General features: G+C 69.3%; 20 protein-coding genes. 8 read left to right on the top strand and 12 right to left on the bottom strand.

Annotated elements, in window-relative coordinates; translation table 11 throughout:
- Positions 1–45: 45 nt before the first annotated feature.
- Complete coding sequence (locus VF592_RS09450; RefSeq protein ID WP_331005373.1) at positions 46–1,188, top strand: alpha/beta fold hydrolase; 1,143 nt, start codon at positions 46–48, stop codon at positions 1,186–1,188.
- The gene (locus VF592_RS09445; protein WP_331005372.1) at positions 1,185–2,429 is read left to right on the top strand and encodes a dipeptidase; all 1,245 of its coding nucleotides are present in this window, start codon (positions 1,185–1,187) and stop codon (positions 2,427–2,429) included. Before VF592_RS09450 ends, VF592_RS09445 begins: the two co-directional genes overlap by 4 nt.
- On the opposite strand, the gene VF592_RS09440 is transcribed toward VF592_RS09445, so the two are convergent.
- Genes VF592_RS09440 through VF592_RS09430 form a run of 3 tightly spaced genes read right to left on the bottom strand, consistent with a single transcriptional unit; the run spans position 2,426 to position 6,185 of the window.
- Complete coding sequence (locus VF592_RS09440; protein ID WP_331005371.1) at positions 2,426–3,430, bottom strand: histone deacetylase family protein; 1,005 nt, start codon at positions 3,428–3,430, stop codon at positions 2,426–2,428. The genes VF592_RS09445 and VF592_RS09440 overlap by 4 nt on opposite strands.
- The gene (nhaA, locus tag VF592_RS09435; RefSeq protein WP_331005370.1) at positions 3,430–4,614 is read right to left on the bottom strand and encodes a Na+/H+ antiporter NhaA; all 1,185 of its coding nucleotides are present in this window, start codon (positions 4,612–4,614) and stop codon (positions 3,430–3,432) included. Before nhaA ends, VF592_RS09440 begins: the two co-directional genes overlap by 1 nt.
- Positions 4,611–6,185 (bottom strand): lysine--tRNA ligase, encoded by a 1,575-nt coding sequence (locus VF592_RS09430; protein ID WP_331005369.1) that lies wholly within the window; start codon positions 6,183–6,185, stop codon positions 4,611–4,613. Before VF592_RS09430 ends, nhaA begins: the two co-directional genes overlap by 4 nt.
- 160 nt (positions 6,186–6,345) lie before the next feature.
- Here VF592_RS09430 and VF592_RS09425 point away from each other — a divergent pair, with 160 nt between their 5' ends.
- Both VF592_RS09425 and VF592_RS09420 read left to right on the top strand, forming a co-directional pair.
- A complete protein-coding gene (locus VF592_RS09425; RefSeq protein WP_331005368.1) occupies positions 6,346–8,754 on the top strand; it encodes a TonB-dependent receptor in 2,409 nt (802 codons plus the stop codon).
- A 187-nt stretch (positions 8,755–8,941) separates the two neighbouring features.
- Positions 8,942–9,742 carry an SDR family oxidoreductase gene (locus tag VF592_RS09420; protein ID WP_331005367.1) on the top strand — a complete coding sequence of 267 codons (801 nt, stop codon included), beginning with the start codon at positions 8,942–8,944 and terminating at the stop codon, positions 9,740–9,742.
- Here the strand turns inward: VF592_RS09420 and VF592_RS09415 are convergent.
- Positions 9,739–10,098, bottom strand: a complete 360-nt coding sequence (locus tag VF592_RS09415) for a 4a-hydroxytetrahydrobiopterin dehydratase (protein WP_331005366.1) — start codon at positions 10,096–10,098, stop codon at positions 9,739–9,741. The two genes, VF592_RS09420 and VF592_RS09415, sit on opposite strands and share 4 nt — an antisense overlap.
- 13 nt (positions 10,099–10,111) lie before the next feature.
- On the opposite strand from VF592_RS09415, the gene VF592_RS09410 reads away from it, so the two are divergent.
- Genes VF592_RS09410 through VF592_RS09400 form a run of 3 tightly spaced genes read left to right on the top strand, consistent with a single transcriptional unit; the run spans position 10,112 to position 11,711 of the window.
- Complete coding sequence (locus VF592_RS09410; RefSeq protein WP_331005365.1) at positions 10,112–10,516, top strand: metallopeptidase family protein; 405 nt, start codon at positions 10,112–10,114, stop codon at positions 10,514–10,516.
- Entirely contained in the window at positions 10,513–11,070 is a 558-nt protein-coding gene (ccmA, locus tag VF592_RS09405) for a heme ABC exporter ATP-binding protein CcmA (RefSeq protein ID WP_331005364.1), read from the top strand. The genes VF592_RS09410 and ccmA overlap by 4 nt, the downstream gene beginning before the upstream one ends.
- Positions 11,067–11,711 carry a heme exporter protein CcmB gene (locus VF592_RS09400; RefSeq protein WP_331005363.1) on the top strand — a complete coding sequence of 215 codons (645 nt, stop codon included), beginning with the start codon at positions 11,067–11,069 and terminating at the stop codon, positions 11,709–11,711. Before ccmA ends, VF592_RS09400 begins: the two co-directional genes overlap by 4 nt.
- Here the strand turns inward: VF592_RS09400 and VF592_RS09395 are convergent.
- From VF592_RS09395 to VF592_RS09360, 8 genes are read right to left on the bottom strand one after another with little or no spacing between them, the layout of a single operon-like run.
- The gene (locus VF592_RS09395) at positions 11,689–12,573 is read right to left on the bottom strand and encodes a class I SAM-dependent methyltransferase (RefSeq protein ID WP_331005362.1); all 885 of its coding nucleotides are present in this window, start codon (positions 12,571–12,573) and stop codon (positions 11,689–11,691) included. The two genes, VF592_RS09400 and VF592_RS09395, sit on opposite strands and share 23 nt — an antisense overlap.
- Positions 12,574–12,582: 9 nt before the next feature.
- Complete coding sequence (gene thrC / locus VF592_RS09390; protein WP_331005361.1) at positions 12,583–13,977, bottom strand: threonine synthase; 1,395 nt, start codon at positions 13,975–13,977, stop codon at positions 12,583–12,585.
- The gene (locus VF592_RS09385; protein WP_331005360.1) at positions 13,977–14,600 is read right to left on the bottom strand and encodes an SURF1 family cytochrome oxidase biogenesis protein; all 624 of its coding nucleotides are present in this window, start codon (positions 14,598–14,600) and stop codon (positions 13,977–13,979) included. The genes thrC and VF592_RS09385 overlap by 1 nt, the downstream gene beginning before the upstream one ends.
- Entirely contained in the window at positions 14,597–14,968 is a 372-nt protein-coding gene (locus VF592_RS09380) for a DUF983 domain-containing protein (protein WP_331005359.1), read from the bottom strand. The genes VF592_RS09385 and VF592_RS09380 overlap by 4 nt, the downstream gene beginning before the upstream one ends.
- Before the next feature lie 13 nt (positions 14,969–14,981).
- Entirely contained in the window at positions 14,982–15,893 is a 912-nt protein-coding gene (locus VF592_RS09375; protein ID WP_331005358.1) for a cytochrome c oxidase subunit 3, read from the bottom strand.
- Between the two features lie 34 nt (positions 15,894–15,927).
- Complete coding sequence (locus VF592_RS09370; protein WP_331005357.1) at positions 15,928–16,464, bottom strand: cytochrome c oxidase assembly protein; 537 nt, start codon at positions 16,462–16,464, stop codon at positions 15,928–15,930.
- Positions 16,461–16,631 (bottom strand): hypothetical protein, encoded by a 171-nt coding sequence (locus tag VF592_RS09365; RefSeq protein WP_331005356.1) that lies wholly within the window; start codon positions 16,629–16,631, stop codon positions 16,461–16,463. The genes VF592_RS09370 and VF592_RS09365 overlap by 4 nt, the downstream gene beginning before the upstream one ends.
- Complete coding sequence (locus tag VF592_RS09360) at positions 16,628–17,530, bottom strand: heme o synthase (protein ID WP_331005355.1); 903 nt, start codon at positions 17,528–17,530, stop codon at positions 16,628–16,630. Before VF592_RS09360 ends, VF592_RS09365 begins: the two co-directional genes overlap by 4 nt.
- 223 nt (positions 17,531–17,753) lie before the next feature.
- Here VF592_RS09360 and VF592_RS09355 point away from each other — a divergent pair, with 223 nt between their 5' ends.
- Complete coding sequence (locus VF592_RS09355; protein ID WP_331005354.1) at positions 17,754–18,608, top strand: manganese catalase family protein; 855 nt, start codon at positions 17,754–17,756, stop codon at positions 18,606–18,608.
- Positions 18,609–18,626 lie beyond the last annotated feature (18 nt).

The following is an 18,626-nucleotide window of genomic DNA, read 5'->3' as shown; positions in this document are numbered from 1 at the left end:
TAGGTCGGATTGCCAACGCCACCGCGACCCGCCACCCTCGCGCCCATGTTCGCCCTCCTCGCCCTGCTCGCCGCCCAGGTCGCGTCGCCCGCCCAGACCCCGCCCGCCAACGCCAGCACCGCGCCCGCCGCGACCGCCACGCGCTGGGCGACACGCGAGGGCGATCACGTCATCCGCGACTTCCGCTTCCGCTCCGGCGAGACTTTGCCCGTGCTGCGCCTTCATTACACCAGCCTGGGGCAGCCGCACCGGAATGCGCGGGGCGAGATCGACAATGCCGTCATGGTGCTCCACGGCACCGGCGGCACCGGGCGGCAATTCCTGCAGCCGCAATTCGCCGACCAGCTCTACGGGCCCGGCCAGCCACTCGACATCCGGCGCTACTGGATCATTCTTCCCGACAATATCGGGCACGGCGAGTCGTCCAAGCCGTCGGACGGGTTGCGAATGCGCTTCCCGCGCTACGATTATGCCGACATGGTCGACGCGCAGCACCGGCTGCTGGCGGACGGGCTCGGCATCCGCGAGATGCGGCTCATCATGGGCACCTCGATGGGGTGCATGCACGGGCTGATCTGGGGACAGGCCTATCCCGATTTCGCGCGCGCGCTGATGCCGATGGGGTGCCTGCCGATCGAGATCGCCGGCCTGAACCGCATGTGGCGCCAGCTCGCGATCGACGGGATCAAGGCTGATCCCGCCTGGAAGAACGGCGACTATGCCGCCCAGCCGACCGCCGGCGTGCGCACCGCCGCGTCGCTGCTCTTCGTGGCGGGTGGCGCGCCGCTCCACCTCCAGCGCGAATTCCCCCGGCGCGACGCGGCGGCGGCCCATGCACAGGAGCGCGTCGCGCGATCAATGGCAGGGATCGACGCCAACGATCTGATCTACCAGGTCGACTCCTCGCGCACCTATGATCCCTGGCCGGGGCTCGACCGCATCACCGCGCCGCTCACCTGGATCAACTCGGCCGACGACTTCATCAACCCGCGCCAGCTCGACCACCCGGCGCGCGCGGTCGCGCGCATGAAGGACGCGCGCTTCCGCCTCGTGCCGGAGAGCGCCGACACGCGCGGCCATGGCACGCACACATGGGCGCGTTTCTGGAAGGCCGACCTCCTCGACCTGCTCGCGCGGACGGAGGGGGGCTCGTTGATGCCGCCAAATGATCAGGACCATAGCCGATGATCGCCGCCCTGCTTCTCGCCCTCCAGGCCGCGCCCGTGACCCCGCCCGACCCGCGCCTCGCCGCGCGGATCGATCGCCTGCTCGCGCGGCACCCGGTCGTCGACGGGCATAACGACCTCGCCTGGGAACTCGCCGACAAGCATGGCGGCCGGGACGCGGTCGATCTGTCGCGCGACACGAGCCGGCTCGCCCACCCGCTCCAGACCGACCTGCCCCGGCTGAGAAAGGGCGGCGTCGGCGGGCAATTCTGGTCGGTGTGGATCCCGAACGGCGTCACCGGCCCGCGCGCGGTCGAGATGACGCTGGAGCAGATCGACGTCGTCCGCCGCTTCGTCGCGGCCAATGCGAACGCGCTGGAACTCGCGACGACCGCCGCCGATGTCCGCCGGATCGCGCGGAGCGGGCGCGTCGCATCGCTGATCGGGGTCGAGGGCGGGCACCAGATCGACGGGCGGCTGTCGGTCCTGCGCCAGTACCGCGCGCTCGGGGTCGGGTATATGACGCTCACCCATGGCCGCAGCCTGGCCTGGGCGGATAGTTCGACAGACACGCCGATCTCTGGCGGCTTGTCCGGCTTCGGGCGGCAGGTCGTGGCGGAGATGAACCGGATCGGCATGATCGTCGACATCTCGCACGTCTCCGACGCCACGCTACGCGCGGTGTTGGGCGTCGCGCGCGCGCCCGTCATCGCCTCGCATTCGAGCGCGCGAGCGCTGGCCGGCGCCCCGCGCAATATCCCCGACGATCTGCTCCGCTCGGTCGGCGCCGGCGGCGGGGTGGTGATGGTCAATTTCTACCCCGCCTTCCTGTCGGACGCGTGGCGGGCCTGGGACGCCGCGCGCACGGCGGAGGCGGCACGGCTGGGGGTGCCGGCGGACCTGTACGGGACGCGGGCGCCCGGCCCGCTCGCCGCTTGGGATGCGGGTCATGCTGAGCCGCGCGTGACGGTGGCGACCGTCGCCGATCATGTGGAGCATGTCGCGCGGGTGGCGGGCCGCGGCGCCGTCGGGCTGGGCGGCGACTATGACGGCATCGGCGGCACCGGACCCGAGGGACTGAAGGGCGTCGACGGCTATCCGCTGCTGCTCGCGGAACTCGCCCGGCGCGGCTGGAGCGACGCCGATCTGGGTAAGCTGGCGAGCGGCAACATCCTGCGCGTGATGGAGGCGGTCGAGCGGGTCGCGGCGGCCTCGCGCGGCCTGCCGCCGATCGATGGGGTCGATCCGCTCAGCCGGCCCTAGAAACCGCTCAGGAAACTCGCGACATTGTGGCCCAGGGCGTCGACCGCATAGCCGCCTTCCATCACAATCGCCGTCGGCCAGGCGCAGCCGGCGATGTCGCGGGCGAGCAGCGCGTAGTCGGGGGTCTCCAGCGCGAACTGCGAGATCGGATCGCCGATCCAGGTATCGGCACCGAAGCTCACCACCAGCGCGTCGGGGGCGAAGCGCGCGATCGCGTCCAGCGCGGTTGCCTGCGCTCGCCGGAACGCATCCATCGCCGTCCCGTGCGGCAGCGGCAGGTTGAGCGTCGTGTCCCGACCCTCACCCTCGCCGACCTCGTCGGCATGGCCCCAGAAGAAGGGATAGTCGGTCGCCGGATCGGCATGGACCGACGCGTAGAACACGTCGCCGCGCGTCAGGAAGATGTCCTGCGTTCCATTGCCGTGGTTATAGTCGATGTCGAGCACCGCGACCCGGCTTCGCCCGGCGTCGACCAGCGCCTGCGTCGTCACCGCCGCGGCGTTGATGTGGCAATAGCCGCCGCAATAATCGGCCCCGGCATGATGACCGGGCGGACGGCATAGGGCGAACGCGACGCGCTCGCCACCGAGCACCGCCTGCGTCGCGGCGAGCGCGGACTGGGCGCTCCAATAGCTGGAGCTATAGGCGTCGGCGGTGATCGGTGTCGTCGCGTCGAAACTATACCGCCCCATCAGCGCGTCGATGCGCTTGAGATCGAGCGGGCGGCGCCCCACGACCGGAAAGGCATAGGGGATCGCCTCGCCCGGCCGCCCGGCCGCGCGCCACAGTTCGGGCGCGCGCTGGAGGAAGTCGAGATAATTGGCGTCGTGGACCGCCCGGACCGCGGCGTCGCCCCGGTCGGGGGGCGTCTCGGTCGCGCCCAGCACGGCAAGCATCGCTTCGGCGCGCGCCGGGGTCTCGGCATAGGCGGTGAACCCGCCATTGTGCAGTTCAAGCGCGGGAGCGTGGCGCCGCTGGCGCTCGTCATGGAAGATGCGCATCAATCCGCCCGTCCGGCGAAGCGCAGCACCGCGAACCCCGCCACCGCCGACAGGATCGATCCGGCGAGCACCCCCAATTTGACCTGGTCGATCAATTCGGGGTGCCCCGGAAAGGCGAGCCCGCCGATAAACAGGCTCATCGTGAAACCGACCCCGGCGAGCAGTGCCGCGCCATATAGCTGCGCCCAGCTCACCCCGCCCGGCAGGCTCGCCAATCCCGCCCGGTGCGCGACCGCGACCCCGCCCAGAATGCCGACCTGCTTGCCGAGGAACAGGCCCAGCGCGACCGCGACGACCAGCGTCCGGCCAAGCCCCTCCAGCCCGCCGATCGCCACCCCGGCATTGGCGAATCCGAACAGCGGCACGATCGCGAACGCCACCCACGGCGCCAGCGCATGTTCGATGCGGTGGAGGGTGGAGTTCGGATCGTCGGGTGCGGCAGGGGAGGGGGTGACGGGGATCACCGCCGCCGCCAACACCCCGGCGATGGTGGCGTGGATGCCCGATCGCAGCACCAGCACCCAGAGCAGCGCAAAGCCGAGCAGGAACAGGGCCGGCGCGCGCACCCCCCCTCGCCCCATCGCCCACATCGCCGCCAGCACCCCCGCCGCCCCGGCCAGCGCGGGCAGGCTCAGCCCATGGCTATAGGCCAGCGCGATGATCGCGACCGCGCCCATGTCGTCGACGATCGCCACCGTGGTCAGGAACAGCTTGAGCGCGGCGGGCACGCGCGGCCCGAGCAGCGCCATGATGCCGATGGCGAAAGCGATATCGGTCGCCGCCGGGATCGCCCAGCCGCGCGCCAGCCCCGGCTCGCGCCCGACGACCAGGAGAAAGACGAGCGCCGGCACCGCCATCCCGCACGCCGCGGCGATCACCGGCAGCCGCCGCGCCGCCGGATCGGAGAGCTGGCCGTCGACAAGCTCGCGCTTGATCTCCAGCCCGACGAGCAGGAAGAATAGGGCCATCAACCCGTCGTTGATCCACAATTCGACCGTCATCGGGCCGATGGGGGGGGCGAGCACGGGGCCGATCGCCGCGTGACGCCAGTGCTCGTACAGTCCGGCGCCGCTCGAATTGGCGAGCAGCATCGCCGCCAGCGCCGCCGCGATCAGCACGATCCCGCCCGCTGCCTCGGTGGCGAGGAAGCGCCGCAGGGCGGACAGCGGACGAGAGCCGGTCATGTCCGCGCTAGCGCTTGGCCGATCAGCGCGCGGCTATTTTGCACGCCGTAGAGCGCGATGAAGCTCCCCATGCGCGGCCCTTGGGACGAGCCGAGCAGCGTCTCGTACAGCGCCTTGAACCAGTCGCGGAGATTCTCGAACCCGCCGGCCTTGCCGATCTCGTAGACGGCGTTCTGGATCGTCTCGGCGTCCGCCTCCGGTCCGAGCCGGGCGAGTTCGGCGTCAAGACGGCGTAGCGCCTCCGCCTCCCGGACATCGGGCGCACGGCGCCGGAGGGTGGGGACGACGAAGTCGCGCGCATAGGCCAGCGCGAAGCCGATCAGCCGGTCGAGCTCGGGATGGAGCGCGGGCGTCGCGTCGGGAACGTAATTGGCGAGGTAGCCCCAGACCTGCGCGGGCGTCGCGTCGCCCATGACGCCGACCAGGTTGAGGAGCAGCCCGAACGTCACCGGCAATGTGCCTGCGGGCGGCGGGCCACCATGGATATGATGGACCGGATTGCCGAGCCGTTCCTTGATCGACTGGCCCTCATAGGCGGCGCGGAACTGCCAGTAATCGTCGATCGCGCGCGGGATCAGACCGAGATGGAGCTGCTTGGCCTTTTTCGGCTCGCGGTAGAGATAAAAGGCCAGGCTTTCCTCGGGACCGTAGCGCAGCCATTCGTCGATCGACAGGCCGTTGCCCTTGGACTTGGAGATCTTCTCGCCGCGTTCGTCGAGGAACATCTCGTAGTTGAAGCCCTCGGGCGGGCGGCCGCCCAGGACGCGCGCGATCTTCGACGACTGGACCACCGAGTCGATCAGGTCCTTGCCCGCCATCTCGTAATCGACGCCCAGCGCGACCCAGCGCATCGCCCAGTCGACCTTCCACTGCAGCTTGGCGAGCCCGCCCAGCGCCGACTGGACGACACGGGTGCCGTCATCGTCGAACGCGATCGTGCCGGCCTGTGCATCGACGACCTCGATCGGCACCTGGAGCACGATGCCCGTGCGCGGGCTGATCGGCAGCACGGGGGAATAGGTGGCGCGGCGCTCCGCGCGCAGCGTCGGCAGCATCACCTCCTGGATCGCGTCGAAGTGGCGGAGCACCAGGCGCAGCGCGTCGTCGAACCGGCCCGACGCGTAATGGTCGGCTGCCGATACGAACTCATAGTCGAAGCCGTAACGGTCGAGAAACTCGCGCAACCGAGCATTATTGTGCGCGGCGAAGCTGTCATGCGTCCCGAACGGATCGGGGATGCGGCTCAGTGGCCGGCCGAGATGCGCGCGCAGCATGTCGCCGTTCGGGACATTGTCGGGCACCTTGCGCAGCCCGTCCATGTCGTCGGAAAAGGCGATCAGCCGCGTCGGCCGATCCGACAGCGCGCCATAGGCGTGGCGGACCATGGTCGTGCGGAGCACTTCGGTGAAGGTGCCGATATGCGGCAGCCCCGACGGACCATAGCCGGTCTCGAACAGCAGGGCCTCGCCGTTCGGCTTGCCGTCGGGCCAGCGCTTCAGGAGCTTGCGCGCCTCCTCATAAGGCCAGGCCTTGGAGTCGAGGGCGGCGGCGCGGATATCATCGGTCACCATGGGCCGCGACGTAACGCCGTCGATCCCTCGCGCAAACGACATTCGAGCGTGGATGCTCGATTCGCGCTTACGGACGCCGACGCCGACGCGGCGCTCACCTTGCGTTCACCGGGGGTGCCCCTTTAGCGACGCGCCCCCTGTTCCGGATGATTTGGTTCCCATGAAGCGCTTGCTGACCTTGGTCCTGCTGATGACGACCGCGCCGATCCTGGCGCAACAGGCCCCACCACCGGCCGCCCCCGACGCGCCGGGCGACGCCGAAGAGGACGCGGAGGTCGAAGAGGTGGTCGTCACCGGCCGGCGCGAGCCCGGATCGGTGGCCGGCGACATTGCGCCGACCCAGCAGCTACGCCCCGCCGATATCCGCTCCTTCGGTGTCGGCACCGTCAGCGAATTGCTCGCCGAACTCGGCCCGCAGACGCGCAGTGGGCGCGGCGGGCCGCCGGTGGTGCTGCTCAACGGGCGCCGCATCTCGGGCTTCGCCGAAGTGCGCGACCTGCCGACCGAGGCGATCCTGCGCGTCGACATCCTGCCGGAGGAAGTGGCGCTGAAATATGGCTATCGCGCCGATCAGCGTGTCGTCAATTTCGTGCTCCGCCGCCGTTTCCGCAGCGTCACCGCCGAACTGGCCGATCGCATCGCGACCGAGGGCGGGCGCAACATCGCGCAAGGATCGGCGGACTTCCTGTCGCTGCGCGGCCAAGGCCGCCTCAATCTTCATCTCGACGCGCGCACGAGCTCGGCGCTGACCGAGGACGAACGCGACGTGGTGAGCCGTACGGGCGACGGCGCGGGCGACCCGTTGCGGACGCTGTTGCCCGAGAACCGGACCCTCGCCCCCAACGCGGTCTATGCGCGCGAGGTCGCGGGCGTCGCGGTGACGGTCAGCGGGCAGGGCGAGGTGAGTGAGAACGAGGCGCTGTTCGGGCGCGGGCTGGACGGTGGCGCGCTGCGCCAGCGCAGCCGCGACGTCACGGGACGGCTCGCGACGACAGTCAACGGCGATCTGGGCGACTGGCGGTGGACCTTGACCGGCGCCTACGACCATGCGGATGGCGAGACGATCACCGATGTCGACGGATCGACGCCGAATCGAGCCTTTTCCGAATCGGGCCGGGGCAGCGCGGACCTGTTGTTCAACGGCACCGCTTTTTCGCTGCCGGCCGGGGCCGTGTCGGCGAGTGTGCGGGTCGGCGGATCGTTCAGCGACTTCGCCAGCCGCACGGAACGGCTGGGCGTGACGCGCCGCGGCGAGGTGTCGCGCGACATCGCCGACGCGCAGGCCAATATCGACCTGCCGATCGCCAGCCGAAGCCGCGATGTGCTTCCCTGGCTAGGGCAATTATCGGTCAACGGCAATCTGGCGGTCGATCAGCTGTCCGACTTCGGCACGCTGACGCGGTTCGGCTACGGCGCCAACTGGTCGCCGCTGGAGGGGGTGCGGCTGATCGCGTCGGTCGCGGAGGACCAGAACGCACCCAGCGCGCAGCAACTCGGCAATCCGGTGATCACGACGCCCAATGTGCGCGTGTTCGACTATCTGCGGGGCGAGACGGTGGCGGTCGAGACGGTCACGGGCGGCAACGCCGCGCTGGTCGCGAACGACCGCCGCGCGGTGCGGCTCGGGCTCAACCTAAAGCCCTGGTCGGACAAGGAACTGACACTCCAGGCCGATTACAACCGGGTGCGGACCGACGATCCGGTGGTCGGCTTCCCTGCCGCGACCGCCGCGATCGCGAGCGCCTTTCCGCAGCGTTTCGCGCGCGACGCGGACGGGCGGTTGATCGGGCTCGACGCGCGGCCGATCAACTTCGCACGGTCTGATCGCTCGGAGCTGCGCTGGGGGGTGAACTTCTCCAAGCCGCTCAAGTCGCGCGTCCAGCGCGAATTGGAGGCGTTTCGCGCGGGAACCGGGCCGAATCCGTTTGCGGGAATGGAACGGCCGGGCAGACGCGAGCGCCGGGCCGAGGGCGGAACAGGAGGCGAGCGTGCTCGAGGCGGCAACGGCCCCGACGGCACCGGGAGAGCTGGCGGCGGTGGCGGGCGCGGCGGATTCGGCGGGGGCGGCCGAGGCCAGGGCGGCGGGCGGTTGCAGGCGGCGATCTATCACACCTGGCATCTGACCGACCGCATACTGGTGGCGGCGGACGGACCGCGGCTCGACCTGTTGCGCGGCGATGCGATCGGCGGGACGGGCGGGCAGCCGCGCCACGAGATCGAGGCGCAGGGCGGCTATACCAATAACGGCCTGGGCGCACGGCTATCGGTCAATTGGCGGTCGGGGACCGAGGTCGATGGCGGCACGGCGGCGGCGCCCGCGCGGTTGCGTTTCGGCGGGCTCGCCACCGCCAATCTGCGGCTGTTCGCCGATTTGGGGCAGCGGCCCGACTGGGTGCGCGCACATCCCTGGATGCGGGGCATGCGGGTCGCGGTGTCGATCGACAATCTGTTGGGCGATCGCCAGCGGGTGCTCGACGGCACGGGAGTGACGCCCGTCAACTTCCAGCCGAGCCTGCTCGATCCACTCGGCCGGGCGGTGCGGCTGTCGGTGCGGAAGCTGTTCTTTTAGGCGCAGCGCGGCCTGCCGCGCGGCAGAACTCGCCCCCAAGCCCGGCCGACAGGAGCCTGACTCCTGATCGACGACGCGGCTTCGCCGCGGCGTGGGTTGCAGGGCAGATATTCCGATCGCAAAAGGCGATGCGCTTGAAATCCTCGGTCGCCGCCGGGGAGGCGCACCAAGTGGGGGCATCCTCGACATGGCCGGCGAAAAGGCGATCTTCATCACGGGCGCGGCGTCGGGGATCGGCCTTGCGACCGCACGGGTCTTCTCCGCGCGCGGGTGGCGCGTCGGTTTGAGCGACGTCAACGAAACCGCGCTGACGGCCGTGGCGGCGACCTTCCCGGCCGATCGCACGACGACGCACCGGCTCGACGTGCGCGACCGAGCGGCCTGGGCGGAGGCACTCGACGCGTTCACGGCGGCAAGCGGCGGCCGGCTCGACGTTTTGTTCAACAATGCGGGCGTGCCGCATGGCGGGCCGCTGTCCGAAGCCGAATGGGACGGGATCGACCTGACGATCGCGGTCAATTTCGGCGGCGTCGTCAACGGGGCGCGGATCGGGCACCCTTTTCTGAAGCGGACGCCGGGTTCGTGCCTGCTCAACACCGCGTCGGCGTCGGCGATCTACGGGACGGCGGGGCTCGCCACCTATTCCGCGACCAAGTTCGCGGTGCGCGCGCTGACCGAGGCGCTGGATGGCGAATGGCATGCGGACGGGATCAAGGCGCGCGCGCTGGTGCCGGGGTTCATCGACACGCCGCTGCTCGACGGCATGGCCGGCGGATCGAACCGGTCGATCCGCGAGACGGTGGTGGACGCCGGACTGGAGCTGAGCTCCGCCGACATGGTCGCGCAGGCGGCGTGGAAGGCGGTTCATGGCGGCCGGGTACTGACCCCGGTCGGGCGTACCGCGCACCGGCTGATGTTCGCGGCGCGCTGGATGCCCGGGCGCCTGCGCCGGATGATGCGGCGCGGGCTGGGCGAGCCTTCCGGCTAGTCGCCCAGCATGGCGTCGATCGCGGTCGCCAGCTCCACGTCGCGGTGCGACAGCCCGCCCGCGTCGTGCGTGGTGAGCAGGATGTCGACGCGATTGTAGACGTTGGACCATTCGGGATGATGATCCGCCTTCTCGGCCAGGATCGCGACCCGCGCCATGAAGCCGAACGCCTCGGCGAAGTCCCCGAACACGATCCGCCGCGTGATCGCGTCGCGTTCGTCCTGGTAATCCCAATCGGGTAGCGCATCGAGCGCCTCGGCGCGTTCCGCCTCGCTGAGCTGTTCGACCATCCGCCGCCTCCCTTGTCGCGTGACCCGGGCCGGGCCTATGGCGGGGCGAATGGACGAGCAAGGCACAAATGGACCCGCGATGATGGGCGAGGCCCCCGGCGCCGACGCGATCGAGGCGATCGCGCGGGCGACGATCGCCCGCCTGCCGGCGCGCTTCGCCGAGCATCTGGGCGCGGTCGTGGTGCTGGTCGAGGAAGTCGCCGACGACGAGACCCTGGCCGAACTCGGGATCGAGCATCCGCTCGACCTGACGGGGCTGTACCATGGACGACCCGTCGGCGAGAAATCGTCGATGGAATCAGGGGCGATGCCCGACCGCATCCACCTCTACCGCCGCGCGATCCTGGAGGAGTGGATCGAGACCGAGGTCAGGCTCGACGACCTCGTCGCGCATGTCGTGATCCACGAGATCGGGCATCATTTCGGGCTGTCGGACGACGCCATGCACGCGCTGGAGGATGCACCAGGGGACCCTGGGCGTTGAACCCCACCCTGGGCTTCGACGCGGTCGCCTGCGCGCGGAGCGGGCGAATCCTGTTCGAGGATCTGACCTTCACACTCGGTCCGGGCGACGCGGCACAGGTGACGGGGCCGAACGGGGTGGGCAAGTCGAGCATGCTCCGTATGGCTGCGGGGCTGCTCCGGCCGGCGGCGGGGCGCGTCGCGCGGCACGGGTCGGTGGCGCTCCTGACCGAGGCGCACGCGCTCGATCCCGAGCGGCCGCTTGGTGCCGTGCTGGATTTCTGGGCGGGGGTGGACGGGGTCGCGCCCGCGCTGGGGGCGCTCGGATTGGCGCATCTGGCCTCGGTTCCCGTGCGGTTGCTCTCGACGGGGCAGCGGCGACGCGCGGCGCTGGCGCGGGTGGTCGCGGGCAGGGCCGATATCTGGCTCCTCGACGAGCCCGCCAACGGGTTGGACGTGCAGGGAGTGACCTTGCTCGAGGAGCTGGTGGCCGGGCACCGCGCGCGCGGCGGGATCGCGGTTGTGGCGACCCATGGGCCGGTGTCGCTGCCGGGCGCAGCGATGATGACGCTGTGACGGTGCTCGGGCGGCTCGTCGCGCGCGACCTGCGCCGCGCCTATGCGGGGGGCGGAATTGCATGGCCGGTGGCGTTCTTCCTGCTGACCGCGTGCCTCTTTCCCTTCGCGATCGGGCCGGACATGGCGCTCCTCGCACGCGTCGGGGGCGGGGTGGTATGGGCGGCGGCGCTGCTCGCGGCGCTGCTCCCCGTGGAACGGCTGGTCGCGCCCGATCTGGAAGCGGGGACGCTCGACCAGCTGGCGGTCCGCGGCTTGCCGATGGCGCTGATCGCGGCGGCCAAGGTGCTGGCGCATTGGCTCAGTTTCGGGCCGCCGATGATGGCGGCGGCGGTCGTCGCGGCGGGGCTGCTGGACCTATCTGCGGAAACCTTGCTGCGGGTCGAGTTGGGGCTGCTGATCGGCACGCCGGGACTGGCGGCGCTGGCGGTCGTCACCGGAGCGCTCGTCGCGGGGCTGCGCGGGGCGGGCGCGGTGGCGGGGCTGGTGATGCTGCCCCTGGCGGTGCCGCTGCTGATCTTCGGGGCGGGGGCGCTCACCGAGGGAGCGGGAGCGTTCAAGCTGCTCGGCGCGGTCACCCTGTTGCTGCTGGCCGGTGCGCCCTTCGTGGCCGGGGCGGCTATCCGCGCGGGGATGGATTAGACCAGCGCGCCCAGATCGCGGTCGGCAGCGTCAGTCCGCGCGCTTCCTCGCGAACCCCGAGTTCTCCCGCCTCGACCTGCCCGGGCAGGTCGGCGAAGATCTGACGCGTCATCTCGCCGATCGCGACGGCGGACAGGCGTACCGCATAGACGGTCAGGAACAGGAATCGCGACCGTTCGTCGAGCAGGCGACGGCAATCGGCGACCAAGCCTGGCAGCTGCTCGTCGAGGCGCCAGACCTCGCCCTCGGGACCGCGGCCATATTTGGGCGGGTCGAGGAAGATGCCGTCATAGCGGCGGGCGCGGCGGACCTCGCGCGCGGTGAACTTCGCGGCGTCCTCGACGATCCAGCGTATGGGAGCATCGGAGAGCCCCGACAGCCTGGCATTGGCCCGGGCGGCGTCGACCGACTTCTTGGACGCGTCGACATGGACCATGCGCGCGCCCTTGCTCGCTAGGGCGAGGGTGCCGACGCCGGTATAGCCGAACAGGTTCATGACCTCGGGGCTTTGCACCCCGTCCAGCTCCTCACGCATCCACGTCCAGACCGGTGCCATGTCGGGAAAGAAGCCGAGATGGCGAAAGGGCGTAGTCTGCGCGGTGAAGCGCACATCATCCCAGGCCAGCGGCCAGCCGGTGCGAGCCACCGGGCCGTCGAAGCGCCATTGCCCGCCGCCATCCTCGTCCGATCCGGGAACGAACTCGCCGCTCGCGCGCCAGTCGGGCGAGGCAGGGGTCCAGAGCGCCTGTGGTTCGGGGCGGATGAAGCGGTGCGGGCCATAGCGTTCGAGCTTGCGGCCATTGCCGGAGTCCACCAGGCCGTAATCGGCCCAGGGCTCGCCCACCATCATGTGCAGTTTCATGCCCGAAGCCTATGAACGCGCGGTCGCGCGCTCGGCGATATAGGCGCTAACCGCCCCGAAGGTCGCGGGCAGGGTGGCGTAACGCTCCTCGCGCTGGAACAGGTCGCCCAGGCGGCCGGGCAAGCTGGGCCGCACCCCCGTCGCGCGCTCCACCGCGTCGCGGAACTTGGCGGGGTGGGCGGTCGCGAGCGTGACTACCGGCATGTCGAGCCCGGCGCGGCGCGCGGCGGCGAGCGCGACGCCGGTATGCGGGTCGATCACCTCGCCGCCGCGCTCGTTCGCCCAGCGCATCGCCGAGGCCATGTCGTTCTGGTCGACGCGGTCGCTCGCGAACAGGGCGGCAGCGCCCCTGTGCTGGCGCTCGGTGAGGCGCAGCGCGTGGCTCGCCTCGAACCCGCGCATCTGCTCGGCGGAGGCGGCACCGTCCGCGCCGCCCAACTCGAACAACAGGCGTTCGAAATTGGAGGAAACCTGGATGTCCATCGACGGGGTGTGGGTCCGGGTGACGATCCCGCGTGAATAGTCGCCGGTCGCCAGCGCGCGGTGGAGGATGTCGTTGACATTGGTCGCGACGATAAGCCGGGGCGTGGGCAGCCCCATCCTGGCCGCGACCCAGCCGGCGAAGACATTGCCGAAATTGCCCGTCGGCACCGAAAAGGCGACGGGCCGGTCGGGGGCGCCGAGGCGCACGGCGGCATAGAAATAATAGACCACCTGCGCCATCAACCGTGCCCAGTTGATCGAATTCACCGCAGACAGCGTGAACCGGCCTGCGAAGCCCGGGTCGTTGAACATCGCCTTCACCAGCGCCTGAGCGTCGTCGAAATCACCCTCGATCGCGATATTGTGGATATTGGGGGCCAGGACGGTCGTCATCTGCCGCCGCTGGACTTCCGACACGCGGGCGGCGGGGTGGAGCATGAACACGTCCACGCCCTCGCGGCCGGCCAGCGCGTCGATCGCAGCCGACCCGGTGTCGCCGCTGGTGGCACCGATCACCGTCAGATGATGTGTCCGCTTGGCGAGAAAGCGCTCGAACAAGAGGCCGACGAGTTGGAGCGCGACATCCTTGAAGGCGAGGGTGGGGCCGTGGAACAGTTCCAGCAGCCACTGGTCATGGTCGAGCTGGACGAGCGGGGTCACGGCGGCGTGCGCGAAGCGGCCATAGGCACGGGCGCACAGGTCGCGAAGCCCGTCGGCCGTCAGCACCTCGCCGACGAACGGCGTCATGACCGCGACGGCGGTGTCGACATAGCTCAGACCCGCCAGCCCGGCGATCTCGTCGTGCGACAGCGTCGGCCAGCGCTCGGGTAGATAGAGGCCGCCATCCGAGGCGAGGCCGGCGAGCGTCACCTGCTCGAAATCGAGGATCGGCGCGTTCCCGCGGGTGCTGACATAGCGCATCAGTCGACCTTTGACCGGGTCGTGCGGCGGCGCAGGGCGAGCAGATAGATCACCGCCGCGCTCAGCGCGAAGAAGAACCATTGCAGCGCGTAGGACAGATGCGGATTCGGTACCGCCGACACGTCGGGCGCGGGATTGGGCGAGAGCGGCAGGCCCGCCGGCACGGGATCGGCGACGAGCATCAGCCGCTGGGGCGCGTCGTCGAACAGGGACGCGATCGCCGAGCGGCCGCTGGGCGCGTTCGCGATGAAACCCGCCACCTCGCCGCCGCGCCAGGCGATCCTGGCGTTCGGGTCGCGGGTGACGCCAAGCTGGACGGCCATGCCCGGCCCTTCCATCCCCCCCGTGCGGCATTCGGCGATCAGGCGGAACCCGGCCGATCCCGCACCCTTGACGCCGATGCTCGTCGGCTGAACACACATGGCCGACGCTCGGCGAAAGAGCAGTGCCTGGTCGGGCAGAATCGGAAAGGCGATGGGCGGCTTCGACGGATTACCCGCGAGCTGGGCGAGGTAGGCGAGCTTGGCGGGCCGCCGCTCGAGCAGCTGCCACAGGCCGAGCGCGATCATGGTGGCGACCGCGAGCGTGACGATGATCGTCGGAACCAGGGGCAGTCGCTTCATCGGACGATCCGTCCTTCGCGCGCGGCGTTGCGATACTCGGCGGCAAGTAGCGCGGACTTGGCCAGCCGGAGCGTGTAGACGACCCCGATCGCGATCACGGGTATCCAGATCAGCATGTGGACCCAGAGCGGCGGGTGAAGCGTCAGTTCGAGCGCGATCGCGAGGATCACCACGACCGCCCCCAATCCGAAGGTCAGAAAGGCCGCGGGGCCGTCGCCGACATTGAACCCCGACAGGTCGAGCGCGCAGACCGAGCAGCGGTCGGCAAAGCTGGTCAGCCCGGCGAACAGCTTGCCTTGGCCGCAATGCGGACAGACCCCCCGCAAGGCGACCGCGGCGAGCGAGGGCGCGCGGCCGTCCTGGGTCAATTGCGGCGTCCGATCAGCCGCCGTGGACCGGTGCGCCCCAGCCGCCCCAGACATACACGGTGACGAACAGGAACAGCCACACCACATCGACGAAATGCCAGTACCAGGCCGCCGCCTCGAAGCCGAAATGCTGGCGCGGGGTGAAGTCGCCGCGATAGCCGCGGATCAGGCAGACCGCCAGGAAGATGGTGCCGATCAGGACGTGGAAGCCGTGGAACCCGGTCGACATGAAGAAGGCCGCGCCATAGTTCAGCCCCTTGAACGGGAAGGGCGCGTGCATGTACTCATAGGCTTGGATCGCGCTGAACAGAACGCCGAGCACGACCGTGACCCACAGGCCTTTCAGGAAGCTGTCATGCTCGCCGACGCCGAGCAGGCCCCAGGCGCCGCGCTTGGCCCCGCCGCGCTGGTCGTGGATCAGCGCATGGTGCGCCCAGGTGACCGTGGTGCCCGATGTGAGCAGGATCAGTGTGTTGAGCAGCGGCAGCTCGAAGGCGTTGATGACCTCCAGCCCCTTGGGAGGCCAGGTGGCGGCGAGCTGGGCCGCGCCCTCGGCGGCGCGCTCGACCTGGCCGTCAACATAAGACAGCGCGGTCGGAAAGAGCGCGAAGTCGAAGAACGCCCAGAACCAGCCGACGAAGAACATCACCTCCGACGCGATGAACAGGATCATGCCGTAGCGGAAATGGAGCTGGACGACGGGCGTGTGGTCGCCCCGGCGCGCTTCGCGCACGACATCGGCCCACCAGGAATAGAAGGTGAACAGCACCGCCGCGAGACCGATCATGAACACCGACCCGCCGCCGCGCGCCTCGTGCATCCACATCAGGCCACCCGCCGCCATGACGAGCGTCGCCATGGAGCCGAAGAGCGGCCAGATGCTGGGGGGAAGGATATGATAATCGTGGTTCTTGGCGCCGGCCATGATCGTCTGCGAGCCTCTGCTGTGTAGGCCTTCCCTAGCCCGCCGATTTGGCGGAATCCACCGGGTAAAACGTATAGGACAGGGTGATATTCTCGATGTCGCGCGCGTCGGGGTCGGCGAGCATCTTGGGATCGACGTAGAAGATGACGGGCATCCGCACGCTCTCGCCGGGTTTCAGCGTCTGCTCGGTGAAGCAGAAGCACTCGATCTTGGTGAAATATTTCCCCGCCTGGGCAGGCGTGACGTTGAAGGTGGCGGTGCCGGTCACCGACTGGGCCGCGCGGTTGGTCGCCTGAAAGAACACCATGTCACGCGCGCCGACCGCAACCATCTCCGACCGGTTTTCGGGGCGGAAATTCCAGGGCAGGCGCGGCGAGGTGTTGGCGTCGAAGCGGATGGTGACCTCGCGCCCGGTCACCGCGCCGGGAGCCTGGGAGCCGCGCTGGGTAGTGCCGTTGAAGCCGGTCACCTGGCAGAACATGCGGTAAAGCGGCACGCTGGCAAAGGCCAGGCCGGTCATGAAGCAGACGAACAACACAGCCAGCATCGCCGTTCGCGTGGTCCGGGTCACTTCACCGCTCCCGGCGCGGTGGCTGGCATGTCCTTGGGCATGCCCTGCTGGATGCGGGTGATGGTGATCGCGAACACCAGGACGGCGAGCGCCCCGAGCAGGAGCGCCAGCACCGTCGCGCGGCCGCGCTGGCGCTTGCGGATCGGGTCTTCGTCGTCGGGCGTCATGCGAACCACCGGTCGGCGACCAGCGCGCCGAAAAGAAGGAAGAGGTAAAGGATCGAATATTTGAACAGCCGCTTTTCGGGCACCATCGTATCGCCGGCGCGCGCTGTCGTGCGCGCGGCGACGGCCCAGGCCATCCAGGTGAAAATGGCGGTTCCGACCAGCGCGATCGAACCGTAGATCCAGCCGGTCAGCCCCAGCCCCCAGGGCAGGATCGCTACCGCCGCCATGGGAATGGTGTAGAGCCCGATCTGGCGACGCGTGACCCGCTCGCCCGCGACCACGGGAAGCATGGGCACGCCCGCGGCCTTGTAATCGGTCTCCATGAACAGCGCGAGCGCCCAGAAATGCGGCGGCGTCCACAGGAAGACCAACGCGAACAGCAGCAGCGGGAGCAGGGCGACATCGCCCGTGGCCGCGGCCCAGCCGATCAGCGGCGGGAATGCCCCGGCCGCGCCGCCGATGACGATGTTCTGCGGGGTGCGACGCTTGAGCCAGACGGTATAGATCAGGATATAAAAGAGGATCGACACGGCCAGGATCGCGGCCGCGACCCAGTTGACCGCGAAGATCATGAACAGGACGGAAAAGGCGCCGAGCCCGACCCCGAAGTGAAGCGCCGAGTTGCGGTCCATCCGCCCCGCCGGAAGTGGGCGCTGCGCGGTGCGGCGCATCTTCGCGTCCAGATCAGCCTCATACCATTGATTGAGCGCCCCGGCGGCACCCGCTCCGAGGGCGATGCACAGGATGGCGGTGAAGCCGATCACCGGATGCACCGCGCCTGGGGCCGCGAGCATCCCGCACAGGCCCGTGAACACCACCAGCGTCATAACGCGCGGCTTGGTGAGCGCAAGGAAGTCGCGCCAATCGGCTACGACCATCAGGGGTGCGGCGGGGGTCATCGTCGCCCGGTGATATAGGAACGGTACGGCTCGGGGGGAAGTCGCGGAGCCGGTTATCGGTAGCGGCCGGAACCAGAGGCCCCTGACCGATGCCGTAGTTGCGGATTACATTACTAACCCAGATTAAGTAGCAATAATAGACAGTTACGTATCCGCAATAAACTTCTCCGGCACGCTTTCGTTCGCGAAGTCGGTGGCGCCGTGCCGCCATGGAGAATCCACCATGTATTATCACGACAGCCGACTTCAGTACCCGGTCCGGGTGACCGAACCCGATCCGGCCTTCGCCCGCTCGCTCCAGCAGGCGATCGGCGGGGTCGAGGGCGAGATCCGCGTTTGTATGCAGTATTTCTTTCAGGCGTGGAACAACCGCGCGCCCAACAACAAATATCGCGACATGCTTCTCCACACCGCGACGGAGGAGATCAGCCATATCGAGATGCTGGCGACAGCGGTGGCGATGAATCTCGAGAAGGCGCCGACCCACCTCCAGGAGGAGGGAGCCGCCGACAAGCTGGTCGGCGCGGTGATGGGCGGCGATCGGCCGCGCCAGGCGATCGAGGGCATGATCCACAAACAGATACTTTCCGCCGGACTGGGGGCAATGCCGATCGACTCGGACGGCGTACCGTTCGACATGAGCCACATCTATGCGAGCGGTAACATCGCCGCCGACATGACGGCCAACATCGCCGCCGAGTCGACGGGACGCGTGCTGGCGGTGCGCCTTTACAACCAGGCGCATGACGAGGGCATGCGCGATCTGCTGTCCTTCCTGATCGCGCGCGATACGATGCACCAGAACCAGTGGCTGTCGGTGATCGAGGAGCTGGGCGGGTTTCAGGCGCAGTTCCCGATCCCCAATTCCTTCCCGCAGGCGATGGAGAACCAGGAGTTCAATTATTCCTATTTCGTCACCTCGACCGACGGGACCTATCCCGAAGGCCGCTGGACGAACGGCCAGTCGATCGACGGCAAGGGCGAGTTCAAACCGCACCAGGTCGAGCCGATGGGCGAAGAGCCGGTGCTCGGGCCGGCGCGGCCGGACTCGGGCAACCAGAAGGAACAGATGGGCTGAGCGCGAGGCGCGGAGCAT

The organism is Sphingomonas sp. (assembly GCF_036388435.1).
In the GTDB taxonomy this organism is placed as follows: domain Bacteria; phylum Pseudomonadota; class Alphaproteobacteria; order Sphingomonadales; family Sphingomonadaceae; genus Sphingomonas.
Note: the sequence above shows the minus strand (reverse complement) of the source record. Positions and strands in the feature narration are given on the sequence as shown.